Source organism: Cupriavidus necator N-1, from assembly GCF_000219215.1.
In the GTDB taxonomy this organism is placed as follows: domain Bacteria; phylum Pseudomonadota; class Gammaproteobacteria; order Burkholderiales; family Burkholderiaceae; genus Cupriavidus; species Cupriavidus necator.
Genome location: NC_015726.1, coordinates 1500122 through 1518826, shown reverse-complemented (window position 1 = coordinate 1518826; position 18705 = coordinate 1500122). Strand labels below are relative to the sequence as shown.

The following is an 18705-nucleotide window of genomic DNA, read 5'->3' as shown; positions in this document are numbered from 1 at the left end:
CCATGACACCGACCCCCAAGTACCTGGGCGATCACGCCGCCCTGAACCCTGAGAAGCCCGCCGCCATCAACGGCACCACCGGCGAGGTCCTGAGCTACAGCGAGCTGGACCAGCGCTCGAACCGCTTTGCCCAGTACCTGTACGCGCTTGGCCTACGCCGCGGCGACCATATCGCGATGGTGCTCGAAAACAATATGCGCTGCTTTGAGCTGTGCTGGGCCGCGCTGCGTTCCGGGCTGCTGATCACCCCCGTCAACCGCTTCCTGACCGCGCCCGAAGCCGCCTACCTGATCGAGGACAGCAAGGCGCAGGTGGTGGTGACCTCCTACGCGATGCGCGAGCTGGCTGCCCAGTTGACGGACCTGATGCCGACCTGCCGCAGCCGGCTGATGGTGGACGGCACCATTCCCGGCTGGGACAGCTACGAAGCGGCCATCGCCGCGCACCCGGCCGGGCGCCTGGCCGAAGAATGGATGGGCGCGACCATGATCTACAGCTCCGGCACCACCGGCCGGCCCAAGGGCATCGTGCGCGCGCAGCCGCAGGGCTATGTGACCGAAGGCTCGGGCTCGCCACGCCGGGCCCAGTTCGTTCGCTATGGTTTCGACGCCGATACCACCTACCTGTCGCCCGCGCCGCTGTACCACACCGCACCGCTCGGCTATGGGCTTGAGACCCAGTTCGGCGGCGGCACCGTGGTCTTCATGGAGAAGTTCGACGCGGTCGAGGCGCTGCGCATGATCGAGCGCTACCGCGTCACCCACAGCCAGTGGGTGCCGACCATGTTCATCCGCATGCTTAAGCTGGAGCCGGCGCAGCGCGAGGCCTTCGACCTGTCCAGCCACCGCGTGGCGATCCACGCGGCAGCCCCCTGCCCGCAGGAAATCAAGCGCGAGATGATCGCCTGGTGGGGACCGATCGTGCACGAGTACTACGCCGCCACCGAAGGCAACGGCGTGGCCACGCTGAACACGGCGGAATGGCTGACGCACCCGGGCTCGGTCGGCAAGGCGCTGGTGGGCGTGCTGCATATCTGCGACGAGGACGGCAACGAACTGCCCTGCGGCGAAAGCGGGCTGGTCTACTTCGAGCGCGAAGCCCTGCCGTTCCACTACCACAACGATCCGGAGAAGACCCGCGCCGCGCAGCACCCGCGCCACCCCACCTGGACCTCGGTGGGCGATATCGGCCGGATGGATGAAGACGGCTACCTGTACCTGACCGACCGCAAGGCGTTCATGATCATCTCCGGCGGCGTCAACATCTACCCGCAGGCGATCGAGGACGCGCTGGTGGTGCATCCCAGCGTCGGCGACGCCGCCGTGATCGGCGTCCCCAATGCGGAGATGGGCGAAGAGGTCAAGGCCATCGTCGAACCGGCCGCGGGCATCGCGCCGTCCCCCGAACTTGCCGAGACCCTGCTCGAATACCTGCGCGGCAGGGTGGCGCGCTACATGGTGCCGCGCTCGATCGACTTCACCGACGCCATGCCGCGGCTGCCCACCGGCAAGCTGTACAAGCAGGCCCTGCGCGACCGCTACTGGAAAGCCCAATGACCGTGGCGGCAATGCATGCCGCCACCAAGGAGTACGACGTGAGCCAATTGCTGGACGCCTTCCGCCTGACCGCGCTGCCGCCCGCGGCGGAAACCTTGCGCGCCGAAGTCAGGCGCTTCCTGGCCGAGCACCTGCCAGCCGCCAGCGCCGATATCCGCGCGCGCTCGTGGATGGGTTTCGATGCCGATTTCAGCCGCCGGCTGGCGCAACGCGGCTGGGTTGGCGTGACGCTGCCGGCCAGCTATGGCGGCGCCGGCATGGATGCGTTCCACCGTTTCGTGCTGGTGGAAGAGCTGCTGGCCGCCGGCGCCCCGGTGGCCGCGCACTGGGTCGCCGACCGCCAGAGCGGCCCGCTGATCCTGAAGTACGGCACGCCGGCGCAGAAGGACTTCCACCTGCCGCGCATCTGCAACGGCAGCGCCTTCTTCTGCATCGGCATGAGCGAGCCAGACTCCGGCTCGGACCTGGCCAGCGTGCGCACCCGCGCCACGCGTTGCGATGGCGGCTGGCGCCTGAGCGGGCGCAAGATCTGGACCACCAACGCCCACCATTGCCACTACATGATCGCGCTGGTGCGCTCGTCGGGGGTGCCGGAAGACCGCCAGAAGGGGCTGTCGCAGTTCATCATCGACCTGGCCGCGCCCGGTGTCACGGTGCGCCCAATCGTCGACCTGACCGGCGACGCGCATTTCTCCGAGGTCACCTTCGACGACGTGTTCCTTCCCGACGACGCGCTGGTCGGCGAGGAAGGCGGCGGCTGGGAGCAGGTCACGGCGGAGCTGGCGTTCGAGCGCAGTGGGCCGGAGCGGCTCTATTCCAGCATCGTGCTGGTGGATCTCTGGGTGCAGGCGCTGCGCGCCGGCCAGCCCTCGGACGCCGATGCCGCCAATGCCGCACTGCTCGGCAGCTTCGTGACCCAGCTGGCCACGCTGCGCAGCCTGTCGGTGGCCGTGACCGCGCGCCTGGCGCGCGGCGAAAGCCCGGTGGTGGAAGCGGCGCTGGTCAAGGACCTGGGCACGGATTTCGAGCAGTCCATCCCGGCCCTGCTCGAAGCCGTGACCAGCGCCGACCCCGGCGCGGCGCCGGACCCCGAGCTGTACCGCACGGTGGCTTTCCTGAGCCAGATCTCACCCACCTTCTCGCTGCGCGGCGGCACCCGCGAAGTGCTGCGCGGCATGATCGCCCGCGGCCTCGGCCTGCGCTGAGCCAACCAGACTTCCAGAGAGACGACATGTTTACCGAAGCCATCGAAGACATCCTGCGCGATCACGCCACCCCGGCCGCGCTGCGCGCCATCGAGGGCGGTGCGTCACCCGCGCCGCTGTGGGCGGCACTGGCCGATACCGGCTTCCTGGAGCTGATGGCGCCGGAACCCGCGGGCGGCGCGGCCCTGCCGCTGCAGGCGATCGGACCGGTCTTCACCCTCTTCGGCAGCCACGCGCTGCCGCTGCCGGCGGCGCAGGCCATCGCTGCCCGCGCGCTGCTGGCGCCCACGGGCGAGGCGGCGCCGGCCGGCATGATCACGCTGGCCGGCCAGTGCGCGCGTGGCGCCGACGGCACCATCACCGCACCGCTGCTGCCCTTTGGCGCGATCGCGGACTGGGTGCTGGCCAACGTGGAAGGCGGCATGCTGCTGCTCGATGCGTCGCAGGCATCGCGCCAGCCGTCCGGCGTGCATGGCAGCCTGGCGGCCACGCTGGTATGGGCCGCGCGGGACCTGCCGGGTCCGGTCGGCGACCATGGCGAGCGCGTGCGCGCCTTCAGCGCCGCCATCCACGCCGCCGCCATGGCGGGCGCGATGGGGCGCGTGTTCGACATGACGCTGCAGTACTGCAACGACCGCTCCCAGTTCGGCAAGTCGATCGGCAAGTTCCAGGCCGTGCAGCACCAGCTTAGCGTGATGGCGCAGCATGTGGCGGCGGCGGGGATCGCGGCGGAGCTCGCCTTTGCCGGCGACGGCCCCTTTCCTGCCCGCATGCCGGTTGCGATCGCCAAGGCCCGCACCAGCATGGCGGTGCCACTGGTCGCCGCCACCGCGCACGCCCTGCACGGCGCCATCGGCGTGACCGAGGAATACGACCTGCAGCTCTACACCCGGCGCCTGCACGAGTGGCGCATGGCGGATGGCTCCGAGGCGTACTGGAACCGCCTGGCCGGCCAGGCCCTGCTGGCGCAGCCGCAGACAACCATTACCGACTTCGTGCGCGAGACGCTCGCGGCGTGAACCCCTGCCTCCCCATGCAAGCCACATTCCGTACCCGCATCACCGAGCTGCTGTCGATCCGCCACCCGATCCTGCTGGGCGGCATGCATCACCTGGGGGAATCGCGCATGGTCGCGGCCATGGTCAATGCCGGCGCGATGGGGTTCATCACCGCGCGCTCGTTCGACTCGCTGGCCGCGCTGCGCGACGACCTGCGCCGCTGCCGCGACCTGGCCGGGGGCCAGCCGTTCGGGGTCAACCTGACGCTGGCGCGCCGGCCGGAGCAGAACCGCAACGTCCAGGCGTGGATCGATGTGGCGCTGAACGAAGGCGTGCGCTGCTTCGAGACCGCCGGCGGCGCGCCCGAGGGCCTGGTCGATCCGATCCACCAGGGCGGCGCCATCGTGATCCACAAATGCCCCAGCGTGCGCCATGCGCTGAGCGCCGAACGCATGGGCGTGGATGCGGTGACGCTGGTCGGCATGGAAGAAGGCGGGCACCCGGGCGCGAGCCAGTTGCCCACCTTCGTCAACGGCGCCTTTGCGCTGGCGCGGCTGAGCGTGCCGCTGCTGCTGGGCGGCGGCATCGGCAACGGCCGGCAGATCGCGGCAGCGCTGGCAATGGGGGCAGACGGCGTGGTGATGGGCAGCCGCTTCATGGTCGCGGCCGAGATCCGCGCGCATGCGGCGCTCAAGCAGCGCATCGTCGACTCCGACCAGCACTGCTCCACCGCCATCCTCGGCTCGCTGGGCGACACCTGGCGGGTGCTGGCCAACGAGACCGCGCGTGAGGTGCAGCGCCTGGAAGCGGCCGGGGCGCGCAGCCATACCGAGTTCGGCGACCTGATTCTGTCGTCGCGCACGCGCCAGCGTGTCTATGCCGATGGCGAGGTCGATGCCGGCATCGTCTCGCTGGGACCGGCCGGCGGCTTCTGCGACGCGATCGAGCCGGCCGCGCAGATCGTGGCCGGGCTGATGGCGGAGGCGTCGCGGGCAGCTTCGGCCTTCACTCAGACCTTCGCACAAACCTTCTGCGCAGGCCCCCGCGCAGCCTGAACCGCGCGGCGCCTCAGCCTGCCAGCGCTCCCACGCCATCCTCCGGCCGCTTGACGCGGAACCACGCCGCGTACAGCGCCGGCAGGAACAGCAGCGTCAGCACCGTGGCGATGATCAGCCCGCCCATGATCGCCACCGCCATCGGCCCCCAGAACATCGAGCGCGACAGCGGGATCATCGCCAGCACCGCCGCGGCGGCGGTCAGGATGATCGGCCGGAAGCGGCGCACCGCGGCTTCGACGATGGCGGTCCACTGCGGCACGCCGGCGCTGACGTCCTGCTCGATCTGGTCGACCAGGATCACCGAGTTGCGGATGATCATGCCCAGCAGCGCGGTGATGCCCAGCTGCGCCACAAACCCCATCGGCGCGCGCAGCAGCAACAGCGTGGCGGCGGCGCCGATCAGGCCCAGCGGGCCGGTCAGGAACACCATGGTCGCGCGCGAGAAGCTGTGCAGCTGCAGCATCAGCAGCGTGAAGATGATGAAGATGCACAGCGGCAGCTGCGCCGCGATCGAGGCGCCGGCCTTGCCGCTCTCTTCTTCCGCGCCGGCCACGGTGATGCGGTAGCCCGGCGGCAGCTGCGCGCGCAGCTTGTCCAGCTTCGGGTTGATCTGCGCGGTCACCGTCGGGCCCTGGATGCCGTCGACCACATCGGACTGCACGGTTACGCCGAAGTCGCGGTTCTCGCGCCACACCACGCCCGGCTCCGAGCGCAGCGTCACGCGCGCCACCTGCGTCAGCGGCACCATGCGCCCGGTGTTGGTCGGCACCAGCATGTTGTTCAGGTCCGAGATCGCATCGCGCTCATTGCGCGGGGTGCGCATCAGGATGTCGATCAGCTTGTCGCCGTCGCGGTACTGGCCCACGGGCACGCCGCTCAGCACGGTCTGCGTGACGCGGGCGATGGCATTGGTGGTCACGCCCAGTGCGCGCGCCTTGTCCTGGTCGATCTCCAGGCGCAGCATCTTGACGTTCTCATTCCAGTTGTCGTTGACCCCGACGGTGTTGGGGTTGGCGCGCATCTCGGCCTTGATCTGGTCGGCCAGCTGGCGCACCCCGGCGGCGTCCGGCCCGATCACGCGGAACTGCACCGGATAGGCCACCGGCGGCCCGTTGGGCAGCAGCTTGACGCGGCCCCGCAGGTACGGGAACTCCGCATCCATCAGCTTGATGATGCGGCGGCGCAGCGCGTCGCGCACCTCGGTGCTGACCGGCATCACGATCACCTGCGCCACATTGGTCTGCGGGAAGATCTGGTCCAGCGGCAGGTAGAAGCGCGGCGCGCCGGTGCCAACGAAGGTGGTCAGGCTCTCGACCTCGCGGTCCTTGCCGACCAGCCGCTCAAAGCGCTTGGCCTCGGTTTCCATCTGGGCAAAGCTGGTGCCCTCGGGCATCCACAGCTCCACCATCAGCTCGGGGCGGCTGGAATCCGGGAAGAACTGCTTCTCGACAAACTTGAAGGCGTAGATGCCCAGCCCGAAGGCCACCAGCGTGATCGCGATCACCACCTTGCGCCAGGTCACGCACCAGTCCACCAGCCGGCGAAAGCGCGCATAGAACGGCGTGTCGAAGACCTCGTGGGCCTCGCCCGCGCCCGGGCCGCGGGTCTTGAGCAGCAGGTAGCCCAGGTAGGGCGTGAAATAGACCGCCGCCAGCCACGACAGCACCAGTGCCAGCGCCGTCACCGCAAAGATCGCGAAGGTATATTCGCCCACCGTCGAGCGTGCCAGGCCCACCGGCAGGAAGCCGGCCGCGGTGATCAGCGTGCCGGTCAGCATCGGCATCGCGGTGGAGGTATAGGCGAAGGTGGCCGCCTCCATCTTGGAGAAGCCCTCTTCCAGCTTGCGCACCATCATCTCGACCGCAATGATGGCGTCATCGACCAGCAGCCCCAGCGCCACGATCAGCGCCCCGAGCGAAATCTTGTGCAGGCCGATGCCGAAGATATGCATGAACAGGAAGGTCACCGCCAGCACCAGCGGGATGGTCAGCGCTACCACCAGGCCCGGCCGCACGTCCAGCCGCAGCGGACGGGTATGCAGGCCCAGCGAGACAAAACTCACGGCCAGCACGATCACCACCGCCTCGATCAGCACGTGCACGAACTCGCCAACCGAGCGCTTGACGGCCTCCGGCTGGTCCTGCACCTGGTCCATCTCTATCCCCACCGGCAACTGCGTGCGCAGCCGGTCGAACGCGGCGCGCAGGTTCTTGCCCAGCTCGATGATGTCGCCGCCCTTCTGCATCGAGATCCCCAGCCCGATCACGTCCTTGCCGTTGAAGCGCATGCGCGTCTGGGTCGGGTCGACATAGCCGCGGTAGACGTGCGCGATGTCGCCCAGGCGGATATTGGCGATGCCGTTGGGCCCACGCAGCACCAGGTTCTCCAGGTCTTCCACGCTCGCGAACTGGCCCGACAGGCGCACCTGCAGGTTATCGGTCGGGGTGACCAGCACGCCGCTGCCGGTCAGGTTGTTCTGCTGCGAGATCTGGTCGGCGATGGCGTTGATATCCAGCCCCAGCTGGGCAAAGCGCGCCTGGTTGAACTCGATGAAGACCTTCTCGTCCTGCAGGCCGATCAGCGACACCTTGGCCACCGACGGCACGCGCAGCAGTTCCTGGCGCACCAGGTCGGCGTACTCGCGCAGCTCCTTGTAGTTGAAGCCGTCGGCCGAGAGCGCGTAGATGGTGCCGTACACGTCGCCAAACTCATCATTGAAGAACGGCCCGCGCACGCCCGCAGGCAGCGTCTGCTGGATATCGCCGATCTTCTTGCGCACGGTGTACCAGACCTGCGCGGTCTCCTTCGCCGGCGAGGTGTCCTTGAGCTGGAAGATCACCGTGGTCTCGCCCGGCTTGGAGAAGCTGCGGATCTTGTCCGCATAGGGCACTTCCTGCAGCTGGCGCTCGATCTTGTCCGTCACCTGAACGGCGATCTGCTCGGCGGTGGCGCCGGGCCAGAAGGCCTGCACCACCATCACGCGGAAGGTAAAGGGCGGGTCCTCGTCCTGGCCCAGCTGGAAGAACGCCAGCATGCCGCCAAGCAGCAGCACCACCAGCAGGTAGCGGGTCAGCGGCTGGTGCTCGAGCGCCCAGCGCGACAGGTTGAAGCGGGAATGGTCCATCCGCTCACCCCTGCTTCGGGGTGGCGGCCGGTGCCGATGCCGGGGCGGATGCAGGTCCTGCCGCAGGCGCGACCGTCTGCAGCGGGCGCACCTTCTGGCCCGCGCGCAGCAGGTGCACCCCGGCGGTGACGATGGTCTGGCCCGGGGCCAGGCCCTGGTGCACCTCCACCTCGTTGCCGATGGCCTCGCCCAGCGTCACCGGCACCGGCTTGACCGTGCCGGCGGCGGCGTCATAGATCCAGACCTGGTTGCGGCCCTGCTCCTGCAGCAGCGCGGTCAGCGGCACCCGGATGGCTGGGGTGGCGCCGGTACGCATGAAGGTCACCACTGCGGTCATGCCGAGCTTGAGGTCGGCGGGCGGGTTCGGCACCGTCACGCGGGTGGCATAGGTGCGGGTGACCGGGTCGGCCGCCGCGGCAATCTCGCGCACGCGGCCAGGCAGCGTGCGCTGCGGCTCGGCCCAGGTATGGATGGTCACGTCGGTAATGCCGCGCAGCAGGTCGACCTGGTCTTCGGGCAGGCCGATGGCGACTTCCTTCTCTGCCGTCTGCGCCACGCGCACCACCGGCTGGCCAGGCGTCACCACCTGGCCCACCTCGGCATCAATCGCCGTGACCACGCCGTCGGCGTCGGCATGCAGCACCGAGTAGCCGGTCTGGTTGGACTGGCTGCGCAGCCCGGCCTGGGCCTGGCGCAGCCGCGATTCGGCGGCGTCGTAGTTGGCCTGGCGCCGGTGCTGCTCGGCAGCGCTGATAAAGCCCCTGGTGAACAGGTCTTTGTAGCGCTTCAGGTCGGCGGCGGCCAGGTCACGGTCGGTCTTCGCGGCCTCGAACTGGGCGCGCGAACCGGCCTCGGCCAGCGACAGGTCGGTGGGATCAAGCCGCGCCAGCGGCTGGCCCTTGCTGACCACCGCGCCCACATCCACCAGCCTGGCGGCGATCTTGCCCCCCACGCGGAAGCCCAGCCGCGACTCCACGCGCGGACGCACGTCGCCGGAGAACTCGAAGGCGGTCTTGCCGTTGTGCGGGCTCAGCTGCATCAGGCGCACCGGGCGCACCTCCGGCGCCGGCTCGGCCTTTTTGCCGCAGCCGGCCAGGGCCAGCAGGCTGGCCGTCAAAAGTGCGGCTACGGTCGCGCCTCGACCGATATGGCGCGGCGGCATCGTAACGACAGGGGTATCTGCAGCCGCAACTTCCGGCACTTGGCAAAGCACTGGCATCGGTAGGCAACGAGTCGGATGGGAACCACTGACAAGACTGGCCGGTGAACGCAATCCCTGCGCCCGGGAAGTCGTCGGGGCTGGCGGAATGGCCGTGGGCAGCCGGCATTGGCAATAAATAACTTGTCGGTCAGTAATATAGCGACGACCTCCGGGTGCGTCAAACGGCAGGCGACGAAACCGCTGGAATGAAGACTCAGTTGCCGTTCCGGGCCGGTGAACTGCGCTGACAGGCTTCGGCATGCGCGACCATACCCTGCCGGGCGCGATGCTACAATCCGCCGCGCCTCTGCCGCTTCCCCCCACATCTTCGACCCGAGACCGGCGTGACGCCCGATCAGTATTGCCAAGAGAAAGTCGCCCAGAGCGGCTCAAGCTTCTATTACAGCTTCCTGTTCCTGCCGGCCGAGCGCCGCCGCGCCATCACCGCGCTGTACGCCTGGTGCCGCGAAGTCGACGACGTGGTCGACGACACCCATGACGCGGGCCTGGCCCACCAGCAGCTGGACTGGTGGCGCGCCGAACTGCGCCGCCTGTTCGAGGGCGAGCCGACCCATCCGACCACCAAGGCCCTGCAGCCGCATGTGCGCAGCGCCGGCCTGCCCCAGGGCGAGATGTCCGAAGTGCTGGAAGGCATGGAAATGGACCTGACCCAGACCCGCTACCTGGACGAGCCCGGCCTGACCCGCTACTGCCATTGCGTGGCCGGCGTGGTCGGCACGCTCAGCGCGCGGCTGTTCGGCTATACCGACCCGCAGACCCTGGTCTTTGCCGAGAAGCTTGGCCAGTCGCTGCAACTGGTCAATATCCTGCGCGACGTCGGCGAGGACGCGCGGCGCGGGCGCATCTACCTGCCGGTCAATACGCTGCAGCAGTTCCAGGTTCCGGCCTCCGAGATCCTGAAGGGCGAGCATTCCGAGCGCTTTGTCGCGCTGATGCAGTACCACGCCGGCCGGGCCCGCGCGCTGTACCATGAGGCACTAGCGCTGCTGCCGAAGCAGGACCGCCGCGCCCAGCGTGCCGGCCTGCTGATGGGCGCGATTTACCACGCACTGCTCGACGAACTGGAAGCGAGCCAGTTCCAGGTGCTGAACCAGCGCATCGCGCTGACCCCGCTGCGCAAGCTGTGGATTGCCTGGAAGACCTGGTTGCGCAACAGCTAGCGTCCTGCCCCTTTTCTGTTCGACCCGTCCCAAGCCGCACCGCCATGACGCAGACCTCAGCTTCCCTCGGCGACGCCATCCTCGCCCACGCCGACCAGCTCGCCCGCTTCTCCGACATGGAAGGCGGCCTCACCTGCGCCTACCTGACCCCGGCCCACCGCGCCGCGCAGGCCCGGCTTGCGCAGTGGATGGAGGCGGCCGGCATGCAGGTGCGGATCGACGCCATCGGCAACGTCATCGGCCGTTATGCGGCCGACCCGGCCGTGCCCGGCGCGCGCGTGCTGATGACCGGCTCGCACTTCGACACCGTGCGCAATGGCGGGCGCTATGACGGCCGTCTTGGCATCCTGCTGCCGATCGCCGTGGTCGGCGCGCTCAACCAGGCCGGCATCCGCCTGCCCTATCACTTTGATGTCGTGGGGTTCGCCGAAGAGGAAGGCCTGCGCTTCAAGACCAGCTTCCTGGCCAGCAGCGTGCTGGCGGGCCGCTTCGATCCCGCCCTGCTGGAGCGCCAGGACGCGGACGGCATCACGCTGCGCGAGGCGCTGGCGGCATCGGACCTGCCCGGCGCGGGCGATCTGCAGGCCCTGCGCGCCGCAGCGGTCGATCCGGCGTCGCTGCTGGGTTTTGTCGAAGTGCATATCGAGCAGGGCCCGGTGCTGCTGCACCACGACTTGCCTCTGGGCGTGGTCACGCAGATCGCGGGCAGCAGCCGCTTTGCGGTGCGGGTCGAAGGCCAGGCCAGCCACGCCGGCACCACGCCGATGGGCATGCGCCGCGACGCCGCCGCGGGCGCGGCCGAGATGATCCTGCTGGTGGAGCAACGCTGCGCGGCGGCGTCGACGCTGGTCGGTACGGTGGGCCAGCTGCAGGTGCCCAACGGGTCGAGCAATGTCATCCCGGCGGCCTGCACCTTCTCGATGGATATTCGCGCCGGCGAGGATGGCATCCGCGAGGCCGCCATCGTCGACATCGTCGCCGGCATCGGCCAGATCGCGGAACGGCGCGGGCTGGCCGCCCAGGTGGAGCGCGTACCGCCGGTCAACAACGCGCCGTGCGCGCGCTGGCTGATGGACCAGTTCGGGGCGGTGCTGAAGAAGCGCGGGCTGCAGGCCTTCGAGTTGCCCTCCGGCGCCGGCCATGACGCCATGATGATGCAGCGCATCACTGACGTGGCCATGCTGTTCGTGCGTTGCGGCAACGGCGGCATCAGCCACAACCCGCTGGAAACCATCACGGCGGAGGATGCCCAGCTGGCGGCGGAGGTCTTCGTGGATTTCCTGCGGCACTTCCAGCCGCGCGGCTAAGCGCCACAGTGGCGTACCATGGGGGGCGCGGCACGACAAGAACGGGTCAGCCGCCCTGGTAGATATCGCGCCCGAAGTCGTAGAGGTTCTTGCGCAGCTTGCGGCGCTCGTCCGGCGACAGGCGCGAGCCGCCGCGTTCGTCCGCGCGCCGGCGCTCGGCTTCGCGCTGCTCGGCGCGATGGCGCTCGGCACGGGCCCGCGCCTCGCGCTGGCTGTTGCCGGGATCGCTGGCCTGGGTCGACGGGTGGCGCTTGAGCAGGTTGGCCATGCCGGCCGATTGCGCCTGCACCGTCCCGGCCGGCATGCACAGCGCCAGCACGGCCAGCGCCAGCGCTAGGCAGGCGCCGGCGATACCATGCTGCGGATGCCCGTGCCGGGTTCGGTTCACTTTCATTGATAATGGCGATCTTGGCCTCGGGAAAAGCAGCCGTTGGACTGACTGGATGGACTGCCCTGAAGCCGGGAATTCCGGTACCCCGTCCGGCGCCGCACCCTCTGCAAGCATCGCGCCAGCGCGGGCTAGGCAGGCTGGGCGAGGCAGTGGTTCGTCTGGTGCAAATGCGTGGAAACCTGCCGCGCATGGCGCCCAAAAAGACGGATTGCGCAGTGTAATCGCACGATTGGTGCACACTGCCATACCACGGGGTAAAGTATGTAACGTTTTGTTAAGCCATTTTGAGCGAAAGCGATAGTCGCTAAGATACCGCCATGGAAAATACCAGCCACAAGATTCTTGTCGTCGACGATGACCCGCGTCTGCGCGATTTGCTGCGCCGCTATCTGGGCGAACAGGGTTTCACCGTGCTGGTGGCGGAAAACGCCACCGCGATGAACAAGCTCTGGCTGCGCGAGCGTTTCGACCTGCTGGTGCTGGACCTGATGATGCCGGGCGAAGACGGCCTGTCGATCTGCCGCCGGCTGCGCGGGGCCAATGACCAGACCCCGATCATCATGCTCACCGCCAAGGGCGAGGACGTGGACCGCATCGTCGGCCTGGAAATGGGCGCCGACGACTACCTGCCCAAGCCGTTCAACCCGCGCGAGCTGATCGCGCGCATCCACGCGGTGCTGCGCCGCAAGGGCCCGGCCGAAGTGCCCGGCGCCCCGTCGGAAACGCCCGAGACCTTCGCCTTCGGCGACTTCGTGCTGAACCTGGCCACGCGCACGCTGACCAAGAACGACGAGGAAATCACGCTGACCACTGGCGAGTTCTCCGTCCTCAAGGTGTTTGCCCGCCATCCGCGCCAGCCGCTCTCGCGCGAGAAGCTGATGGAAATGGCGCGCGGCCGTGAATACGAAGTGTTCGACCGCAGCCTGGACGTGCAGATCTCGCGCCTGCGCAAGCTGATCGAGCCGGACCCGAGCAACCCCCGTTTTATCCAGACGGTGTGGGGCCTGGGCTACGTCTTCATCCCCGATGGCGTGAAGTAACCGATCGCGGCCGCTGTTCCCATCGTGGCGACCGTTATCGGTAGAACCGCAACGCGGTTCTTTGGTTCGCTGTTCTGGCGGACCTTCATGCTTATCGCCCTGCTGCTGGCGATTTCGCTGGGCATCTGGTTCCAGAGCTACCGGCTGTTCGAACGCGCCCCGCGCGCGCAGCAGATCGCCATGCAGGTGGTGAGCGTGGTCAAGCTCACGCGCGCAGCGCTGCTCTATTCCGACCCCGCGCGGCGGCGCTTCCTGCTGCTCGACCTGGTGCAGAACGAAGGCATCAAGGTCTATCCGCGCGAGAAGGACGACGACTTCGCCGCGCCCACCGCCAACCCGTTCCTGACCACCCTGGTGCAGCAGGAGATCCGCAGCCGCCTGGGCGAGGACACGGTGCTGGCCACCACCGTCAACGACATTCCTGGCGTGTGGGTCAGTTTCGAGATCGAGGGCGACGACTACTGGGTGGCGATCAGCCCCGAGCGCTTCGAGCGCGTGCCCGGCATCCAGTGGCTGTGGTGGAGTATTGCCGCGCTGCTGCTGTCGATCATCGGCGCGGCCTTTATCACCGCGCGCGTCAACTACCCGCTCAAGCGGCTGGCCAACGCCGCGCGCGCCATCGGCGCCGGCGGCGACCCGCCGCCGCTGCCCGAGCATGGTGCCAGCGAAGTGGCGCTGGCCAACCACAGCTTCAACCAGATGGTGCGCGACCTGCGCCAGCTCGACGACGACCGCGTGGTGATGCTGGCCGGCATCTCGCATGACCTGCGCACGCCGCTAACGCGGCTGCGCCTGGAAACCGAGATGTCGCCGATGGACACTGTCACGCGCGACGCTATGATCGCCGACATCGAGCAGATGGACGCGATCATCGGCCAGTTTCTCAACTACGCGCGGCCGCCGCTGGAGACCGTCGAGCCGGTGGACCTGTCGGCGCTGGTGCACGATGCCGTGGGCGTCTACGCCGCGCATGACGACGTGCGCGTGCACGTGCGCGCCAATGAGCCGGTGATGGCCGTGGCCAACCGCATGGAAGTGCAGCGCATTCTGGACAACCTGGTCGAGAACGCGCGCCGCTATGCCAAGGACGAGCAAAGCGGCATGGCCGTGGTAGAGATCACCACGCGCGTGGACGACAAGGAGGCCGTGCTGACCGTGGCCGACCACGGCAACGGCGTGCCCGACGGCCAGTTGTCGCTGCTGACGCGGCCCTTCTACCGGCTCGACGCCGCGCGCAGCGAGGCCAAGGGCGCCGGGCTGGGCATGTCCATCGTCAACCGCATCATGCAGCGCAATGGCGGCCGGCTGCTGCTGGCCAACCGCGCCGGCCCGGCTACCGGCCTGGTGGTCAGCGCCTGCTTCCGGCGCGCCTGAGCGTCACCTGAGCGCCATCCCCGGTGCATTGACAGGTTTTCGACAGCCTTTGATAGGCTTCTGAAAGGCTTTCGTCAGGGCAATGACAGGGTCGCGGCGCACACTGGCGCCCGTCATCAGGCCCGCGGCGAAATCCTTCCCACACGGCGTGACCCGCGCACGCCTGGCTGACTTCTCCGAACCATCATGCCGCCGGGGCCACCGGCGGTGCCTGAGAGACAGCCATGTCAGATACCTCCGCAGCCACCCCCGGCGCGCAGCACGGGTTCCGCACCGTGTTCCGCGTCGTCAGCGGCAACTTCCTGGAAATGTATGACTTCATGGTGTACGGCTTCTACGCGGCCGCCATCGCCAGGACCTTCTTCCCCAGCGGCAACGAGTTCGCCTCGCTGATGCTATCCCTTGCCACCTTTGGCGCGGGCTTCCTGATGCGGCCGCTGGGCGCGATCGTGCTGGGCGCCTACATCGACCGCCATGGCCGCCGCAAGGGCCTGATCATGACGCTGGCGCTGATGGCCATGGGCACGCTGCTGATTGCCTGCGTGCCGGGCTACGCCACCATTGGCGTGGCCGCGCCGCTGCTGGTGCTGGCCGGGCGGCTGCTGCAGGGCTTCTCCGCGGGCGTGGAGCTGGGCGGCGTCTCGGTCTACCTGTCGGAAATCGCCAGGCCTGGCCGCAAAGGCTTCTACGTCGCGTGGCAATCGGGCAGCCAGCAGGTGGCGGTGATCTTCGCCGGCCTGCTGGGCGTGATCCTGCACGCCATGCTGGCGCCGGCGCAGATGGATGAATGGGGCTGGCGCATTCCCTTCCTGGTGGGCTGCCTGATTGTGCCGTTCCTGTTCCTGATCCGCCGTTCGCTGGAAGAGACCGAAGCCTTCAAGGCGCGCAAGCACCGCCCCGCCATCGACGAGATCTACCGCTCGATGCTGGACAACTGGCGCATCATCCTGGCCGGCTGCATGATGGTGGTGATGACCACGGTGTCGTTCTACATGATCACCGCATACACGCCGACCTTCGGCAAGACCGTGCTGAAGCTGGACGACACCGACAACCTGATCGTCACCATGTGCGTGGGCCTGTCCAACTTTATCTGGCTGCCGCTGATGGGCGCGCTGTCGGACCGCATCGGGCGCAAGCCGCTGCTGCTGTTCTTCACCGTGGCGACGCTGCTGACCGCGTACCCTGCCGTGTCGTGGCTGGTGGCCGAGCCGTCGTTCTCGCGGCTGCTGATGGTGGAACTGTGGCTGTCGTTCCTGTATGGCAGCTATAACGGCGCGATGGTGGTGGCGCTGACCGAGATCATGCCGCCCGCGGTGCGCACCACCGGCTTCTCGCTGGCCTACAGCCTGGCCACGGCGCTGTTCGGCGGCTTCACGCCGGCAATCTCGACCTGGCTGATCCACGCCACCGGCAACAAGGCGGCGCCGGGACTGTGGCTGATGTTCGCCGCGCTGTGCGGACTGGTCGCCACGCTGGTGATCTTCCGGGCGCGCCGCGCGGAGCCGGTCATGCATCCGGCCTGAACATGGCGGGTTGAACTCGCCGCAATCGTCACCAACTTGCCATGAGCGGGCCCATCGCGCATGGCATACTTGCCCTTCCGCATCGAAGCCGCCAGGCTGATGCCGCGCGGCTGCCCATGCCGGGATTCGCTCCAGGCGTCACATGCCTTGCCTATCGGGCTCTTTGAGAATATCAATTAGCCCGGCATCTGGTGATGACGCATAATCACGTTTTGTCGCGGTAAGCCACGCAGCCGGCCCACGCCAGCCGCGCGGCGGCAGCACCGCTCTCATTGCAACCGTATCAGGAGATAGTCTATGAAGACCGTTGGTGACAAGCTCGAAGCCTTCCACGTCGTCGGTGTCAAGCCGGGTTTCAACAATCACGAAGAGAACGGCCAGTCGGCTTTCGAAGACATCACCGAAAAGTCGTTCGAAGGCAAGTGGAAGATCATCTACTTCTACCCGAAGGACTTCACCTTCGTCTGCCCGACCGAAATCGTTGCCTTCGCCAAGCTGAACGGCGACTTCGCCGACCGCGACGCGATCGTGCTGGGCGGCTCGACCGACAACGAATTCGTCAAGCTGGCATGGCGCCGCGAACACAAGGACCTGAACAAGCTGAACCAGTGGCAATTCGCCGACGTGACCGGTTCGCTGATCGACCAGCTGGGCGTGCGTGACCACGCTGCCGGCGTTGCGCTGCGCGCGACCTTCATCGTCGACCCGGACAACGTGATCCAGCACGTGTCGGTGAACAACCTGAACGTGGGCCGCAACCCGGAAGAAGTCCTGCGCATCCTGGACGGTCTGCAAACGGACGAGCTGTGCCCGTGCAACCGTGCCGTTGGTGGCGCCACGCTGTAATTTGCAGTTCTTCGCCAGACGCCGTGGCGATCCGCGGAGGGCCCCGCCCTCCGCATTAAAACCCGCTTGCGCGGGTTTTTTGAGCCCCGATCGATAGGAGAAATAAATGGAATTCCTCAGCACGATTAAAAATCTCATCCCCGATTACGCCAAGGACATCCGCCTGAACGTGGACGGCACTATCGCGCGCTCTTCGCTGGAAGGCAACGATGCGGTGGGCGTGGCGCTGGCGGCGGCATTCGCGGCGCAGAGCAAGGTGCTGGTGGATGCCATCCGCAACGCCGGCGTGCTGTCGCCCGAGGAAATCAACGCCGCGCTGACCGCAGCGGCGCTGATGGGCATGAACAACACCTGGTACCCGTACGTCGAGATGGCCGACGATCCGGACCTGGCCACCCAGCCGGCCGGCCTGCGCATGAACGCCTATGCCACCCATGGCGGCGTGGACAAGCGCCGTTTCGAAATGTACGCGCTGGCCGCCTCAATCGTGGGCAAGTGCCACTTCTGCGTGAAGTCGCACTACCAGTTGCTGAAGAATGAACAGGGCATGACCGCGCAGCAACTGCGCGATGTCGGCCGCATCGCCGCCGTGATCGTGGCCGCCGCCAACGTGATCGCCGCGCAATAAGCCCCGCCAAAGCGCGCCCCCGCGCCCTCCGCGGCGCCCTGCCACGGGCGCCGTAGCACAGCAGCCGGCAGCTTCCCATCAGGAATTGCCGGCTGTTCCCATCCTGCAACCGCTCCGCGCCGAGGCTGCACACGTGCGGCGATCGGCCTACAATCCAGGCAGGACACGCACTTACAGCCTGCCATGACCCTGCCTTCGCCGACTTCCCCCCGCTTCCACTACCGCCTCGCGGCGGTGCATGACTGGGGCGACATCGCCGCCGTCACGCAACAAGCCTACGGGCAATATGAGCTAGCCATCATGGAAGACTGCCGCGCCTCGTTCCAGCGCGGCATGCAGGCGGTGCTGGCGACCAGCCATCCGGATATGGAATGGTGGGTGGCGGAGACCGATCACGGCATCATGGGCGCCGTGCTGTTCTGCCATCCGGGCGCCACGCTGCCGGCACTGGACGGCAGCACCATCACCCTGACCCAGCCGGAAGCGCGGCTGCTGTCGGTGAGCCCGCAGGCGCGCGGCCTGGGCCTGGGCCGCACGCTGATGCAGATCTGCATCCAGCGCGCGCGCGATATCGGCGCGTCCACGCTGGTGGTGCGCACCATGCCGGAAATGGCATCGGCCAACCGGCTGTGCCAGCAGATGGGCTTCACCAAGCGCACCGAAGCCGGTGCGCGCGCGGGCGCAATGGCCCGCCTGATCGACTACACCTACGCCATCCCGCCGGAAAACGCGGCACCAGACGCCGCGCGGCCCTGATCAGTCCTGCACGTCGCCCACCGAGGCGCGCCAGAGCAGCACCGCGGCCTGCGCCACGATGCCCTCCTGGCGCCCTTCGAAGCCCAGCTTCTCGTTGGTCTTGGCCTTGACGTTGCAGCGACCGCGCGCCACCCCCAGGTCTTCCGCCAGGTTCGCCACCATCGCCCCGATATGCGGGGCCAGCTTGGGCGCCTGCGCGATCACGGTGGCATCCACATTGCCGATTTCATAGCCCGCCGCGCGCACGCGGCGCGCGGCCTCGCGCAGCAGCGCGCGGCTGTCGGCGCCGGCAAACTGCGCGTCGGTGTCGGGGAAATGGCGGCCGATATCGCCCAGCGCGGCCGCGCCGAAGAGCGCGTCGGTGACCGCGTGCAGCAGCGCATCCGCATCGGAATGGCCCAGCAGGCCGCGGTCATGCGGGATCTCGACCCCGCCCAGGATCAGCTTGCGGCCAGGCACCAACGCGTGGACGTCATAGCCCTGTCCCACCCGGATATCGAAAGGCATCATGCGG

Annotated in this window: 16 protein-coding genes; 12 read left to right on the top strand and 4 right to left on the bottom strand. The window is 68.0% G+C overall.

The window, feature by feature from the left end; genetic code table 11:
• Nucleotides 1-2 precede the first annotated feature (2 nt).
• The 4 genes from CNE_RS07295 to CNE_RS07280 are packed head-to-tail and all read left to right on the top strand — an operon-like array spanning nt 3 to nt 4814.
• The gene (locus CNE_RS07295) at nt 3-1556 is read left to right on the top strand and encodes an acyl-CoA synthetase (RefSeq protein WP_013956482.1); all 1554 of its coding nucleotides are present in this window, start codon (nt 3-5) and stop codon (nt 1554-1556) included.
• A gap of 38 nt (nt 1557-1594) precedes the next feature.
• On the top strand, nt 1595-2761 hold the full coding sequence (locus CNE_RS07290) for an acyl-CoA dehydrogenase family protein (RefSeq protein WP_013956481.1): 1167 nt from the start codon (nt 1595-1597) through the stop codon (nt 2759-2761).
• Between the two features lie 26 nt (nt 2762-2787).
• Nucleotides 2788-3780: an acyl-CoA dehydrogenase family protein gene (locus CNE_RS07285; RefSeq protein ID WP_013956480.1), complete on the top strand. Its 993-nt coding sequence runs from the start codon at nt 2788-2790 to the stop codon at nt 3778-3780.
• A 14-nt stretch (nt 3781-3794) separates the two neighbouring features.
• Nucleotides 3795-4814: an NAD(P)H-dependent flavin oxidoreductase gene (locus CNE_RS07280; RefSeq protein WP_013956479.1), complete on the top strand. Its 1020-nt coding sequence runs from the start codon at nt 3795-3797 to the stop codon at nt 4812-4814.
• Nucleotides 4815-4827: 13 nt separating this feature from the next.
• Here the strand turns inward: CNE_RS07280 and CNE_RS07275 are convergent, their stop codons facing one another.
• On the bottom strand, nt 4828-7941 hold the full coding sequence (locus CNE_RS07275; RefSeq protein ID WP_013956478.1) for an efflux RND transporter permease subunit: 3114 nt from the start codon (nt 7939-7941) through the stop codon (nt 4828-4830).
• Nucleotides 7942-7945: 4 nt separating this feature from the next.
• Entirely contained in the window at nt 7946-9160 is a 1215-nt protein-coding gene (locus CNE_RS07270) for an efflux RND transporter periplasmic adaptor subunit (protein ID WP_041227882.1), read from the bottom strand.
• 326 nt (nt 9161-9486) lie between these two features.
• Here CNE_RS07270 and hpnD point away from each other — a divergent pair, with 326 nt between their 5' ends.
• Entirely contained in the window at nt 9487-10323 is an 837-nt protein-coding gene (gene hpnD, locus CNE_RS07265; protein ID WP_013956476.1) for a presqualene diphosphate synthase HpnD, read from the top strand.
• A 44-nt stretch (nt 10324-10367) separates the two neighbouring features.
• Nucleotides 10368-11630: a Zn-dependent hydrolase gene (locus CNE_RS07260; RefSeq protein WP_013956475.1), complete on the top strand. Its 1263-nt coding sequence runs from the start codon at nt 10368-10370 to the stop codon at nt 11628-11630.
• Nucleotides 11631-11676: 46 nt separating this feature from the next.
• Here CNE_RS07260 and CNE_RS07255 read toward each other — a convergent pair whose 3' ends face one another.
• Nucleotides 11677-12024: a hypothetical protein gene (locus tag CNE_RS07255; RefSeq protein WP_013956474.1), complete on the bottom strand. Its 348-nt coding sequence runs from the start codon at nt 12022-12024 to the stop codon at nt 11677-11679.
• Between the two features lie 314 nt (nt 12025-12338).
• Between CNE_RS07255 and ompR the strand changes: the two genes are divergently transcribed.
• The 6 genes from ompR to CNE_RS07225 all read left to right on the top strand — a co-directional run bounded on the left by ompR (nt 12339) and on the right by CNE_RS07225 (nt 18191).
• Nucleotides 12339-13061: an osmolarity response regulator transcription factor OmpR gene (ompR, locus tag CNE_RS07250; RefSeq protein WP_010810107.1), complete on the top strand. Its 723-nt coding sequence runs from the start codon at nt 12339-12341 to the stop codon at nt 13059-13061.
• A 24-nt stretch (nt 13062-13085) separates the two neighbouring features.
• The gene (locus CNE_RS07245; protein ID WP_013956473.1) at nt 13086-14435 is read left to right on the top strand and encodes an ATP-binding protein; all 1350 of its coding nucleotides are present in this window, start codon (nt 13086-13088) and stop codon (nt 14433-14435) included.
• Nucleotides 14436-14659: 224 nt separating this feature from the next.
• A complete protein-coding gene (tcuC, locus tag CNE_RS07240) occupies nt 14660-15961 on the top strand; it encodes an MFS transporter (RefSeq protein ID WP_013956472.1) in 1302 nt (433 codons plus the stop codon).
• Between the two features lie 297 nt (nt 15962-16258).
• A complete protein-coding gene (locus CNE_RS07235; RefSeq protein WP_010810110.1) occupies nt 16259-16807 on the top strand; it encodes a peroxiredoxin in 549 nt (182 codons plus the stop codon).
• A 106-nt stretch (nt 16808-16913) separates the two neighbouring features.
• Nucleotides 16914-17435: a carboxymuconolactone decarboxylase family protein gene (locus CNE_RS07230; protein ID WP_013956470.1), complete on the top strand. Its 522-nt coding sequence runs from the start codon at nt 16914-16916 to the stop codon at nt 17433-17435.
• Nucleotides 17436-17618: 183 nt separating this feature from the next.
• Nucleotides 17619-18191 carry a GNAT family N-acetyltransferase gene (locus CNE_RS07225; protein ID WP_013956469.1) on the top strand — a complete coding sequence of 191 codons (573 nt, stop codon included), beginning with the start codon at nt 17619-17621 and terminating at the stop codon, nt 18189-18191.
• Here CNE_RS07225 and ispF read toward each other — a convergent pair whose 3' ends face one another.
• The gene (ispF, locus tag CNE_RS07220; RefSeq protein ID WP_013956468.1) at nt 18192-18701 is read right to left on the bottom strand and encodes a 2-C-methyl-D-erythritol 2,4-cyclodiphosphate synthase; all 510 of its coding nucleotides are present in this window, start codon (nt 18699-18701) and stop codon (nt 18192-18194) included.
• Nucleotides 18702-18705: the final 4 nt, after the last annotated feature.

Excerpts from the sequence above, each read along its gene's own strand:
- CNE_RS07295 (WP_013956482.1), top strand. The coding sequence starts at position 3 with ATGACACCGACCCCCAAGTACCTGGGCGATCACGCCGCCCTGAACCCT.
- ispF (WP_013956468.1), bottom strand. The coding sequence starts at position 18,701 with ATGATGCCTTTCGATATCCGGGTGGGACAGGGCTATGACGTCCACGCG.
- CNE_RS07270 (WP_041227882.1), bottom strand. The coding sequence starts at position 9,160 with ATGCCAGTGCTTTGCCAAGTGCCGGAAGTTGCGGCTGCAGATACCCCT.
- CNE_RS07230 (WP_013956470.1), top strand. The coding sequence starts at position 16,914 with ATGGAATTCCTCAGCACGATTAAAAATCTCATCCCCGATTACGCCAAG.
- CNE_RS07280 (WP_013956479.1), top strand. The coding sequence starts at position 3,795 with ATGCAAGCCACATTCCGTACCCGCATCACCGAGCTGCTGTCGATCCGC.
- CNE_RS07275 (WP_013956478.1), bottom strand. The coding sequence starts at position 7,941 with ATGGACCATTCCCGCTTCAACCTGTCGCGCTGGGCGCTCGAGCACCAG.
- CNE_RS07255 (WP_013956474.1), bottom strand. The coding sequence starts at position 12,024 with ATGAAAGTGAACCGAACCCGGCACGGGCATCCGCAGCATGGTATCGCC.
- CNE_RS07260 (WP_013956475.1), top strand. The coding sequence starts at position 10,368 with ATGACGCAGACCTCAGCTTCCCTCGGCGACGCCATCCTCGCCCACGCC.
- ompR (WP_010810107.1), top strand. The coding sequence starts at position 12,339 with ATGGAAAATACCAGCCACAAGATTCTTGTCGTCGACGATGACCCGCGT.
- CNE_RS07235 (WP_010810110.1), top strand. The coding sequence starts at position 16,259 with ATGAAGACCGTTGGTGACAAGCTCGAAGCCTTCCACGTCGTCGGTGTC.
- tcuC (WP_013956472.1), top strand. The coding sequence starts at position 14,660 with ATGTCAGATACCTCCGCAGCCACCCCCGGCGCGCAGCACGGGTTCCGC.
- CNE_RS07285 (WP_013956480.1), top strand. The coding sequence starts at position 2,788 with ATGTTTACCGAAGCCATCGAAGACATCCTGCGCGATCACGCCACCCCG.
- CNE_RS07225 (WP_013956469.1), top strand. The coding sequence starts at position 17,619 with ATGACCCTGCCTTCGCCGACTTCCCCCCGCTTCCACTACCGCCTCGCG.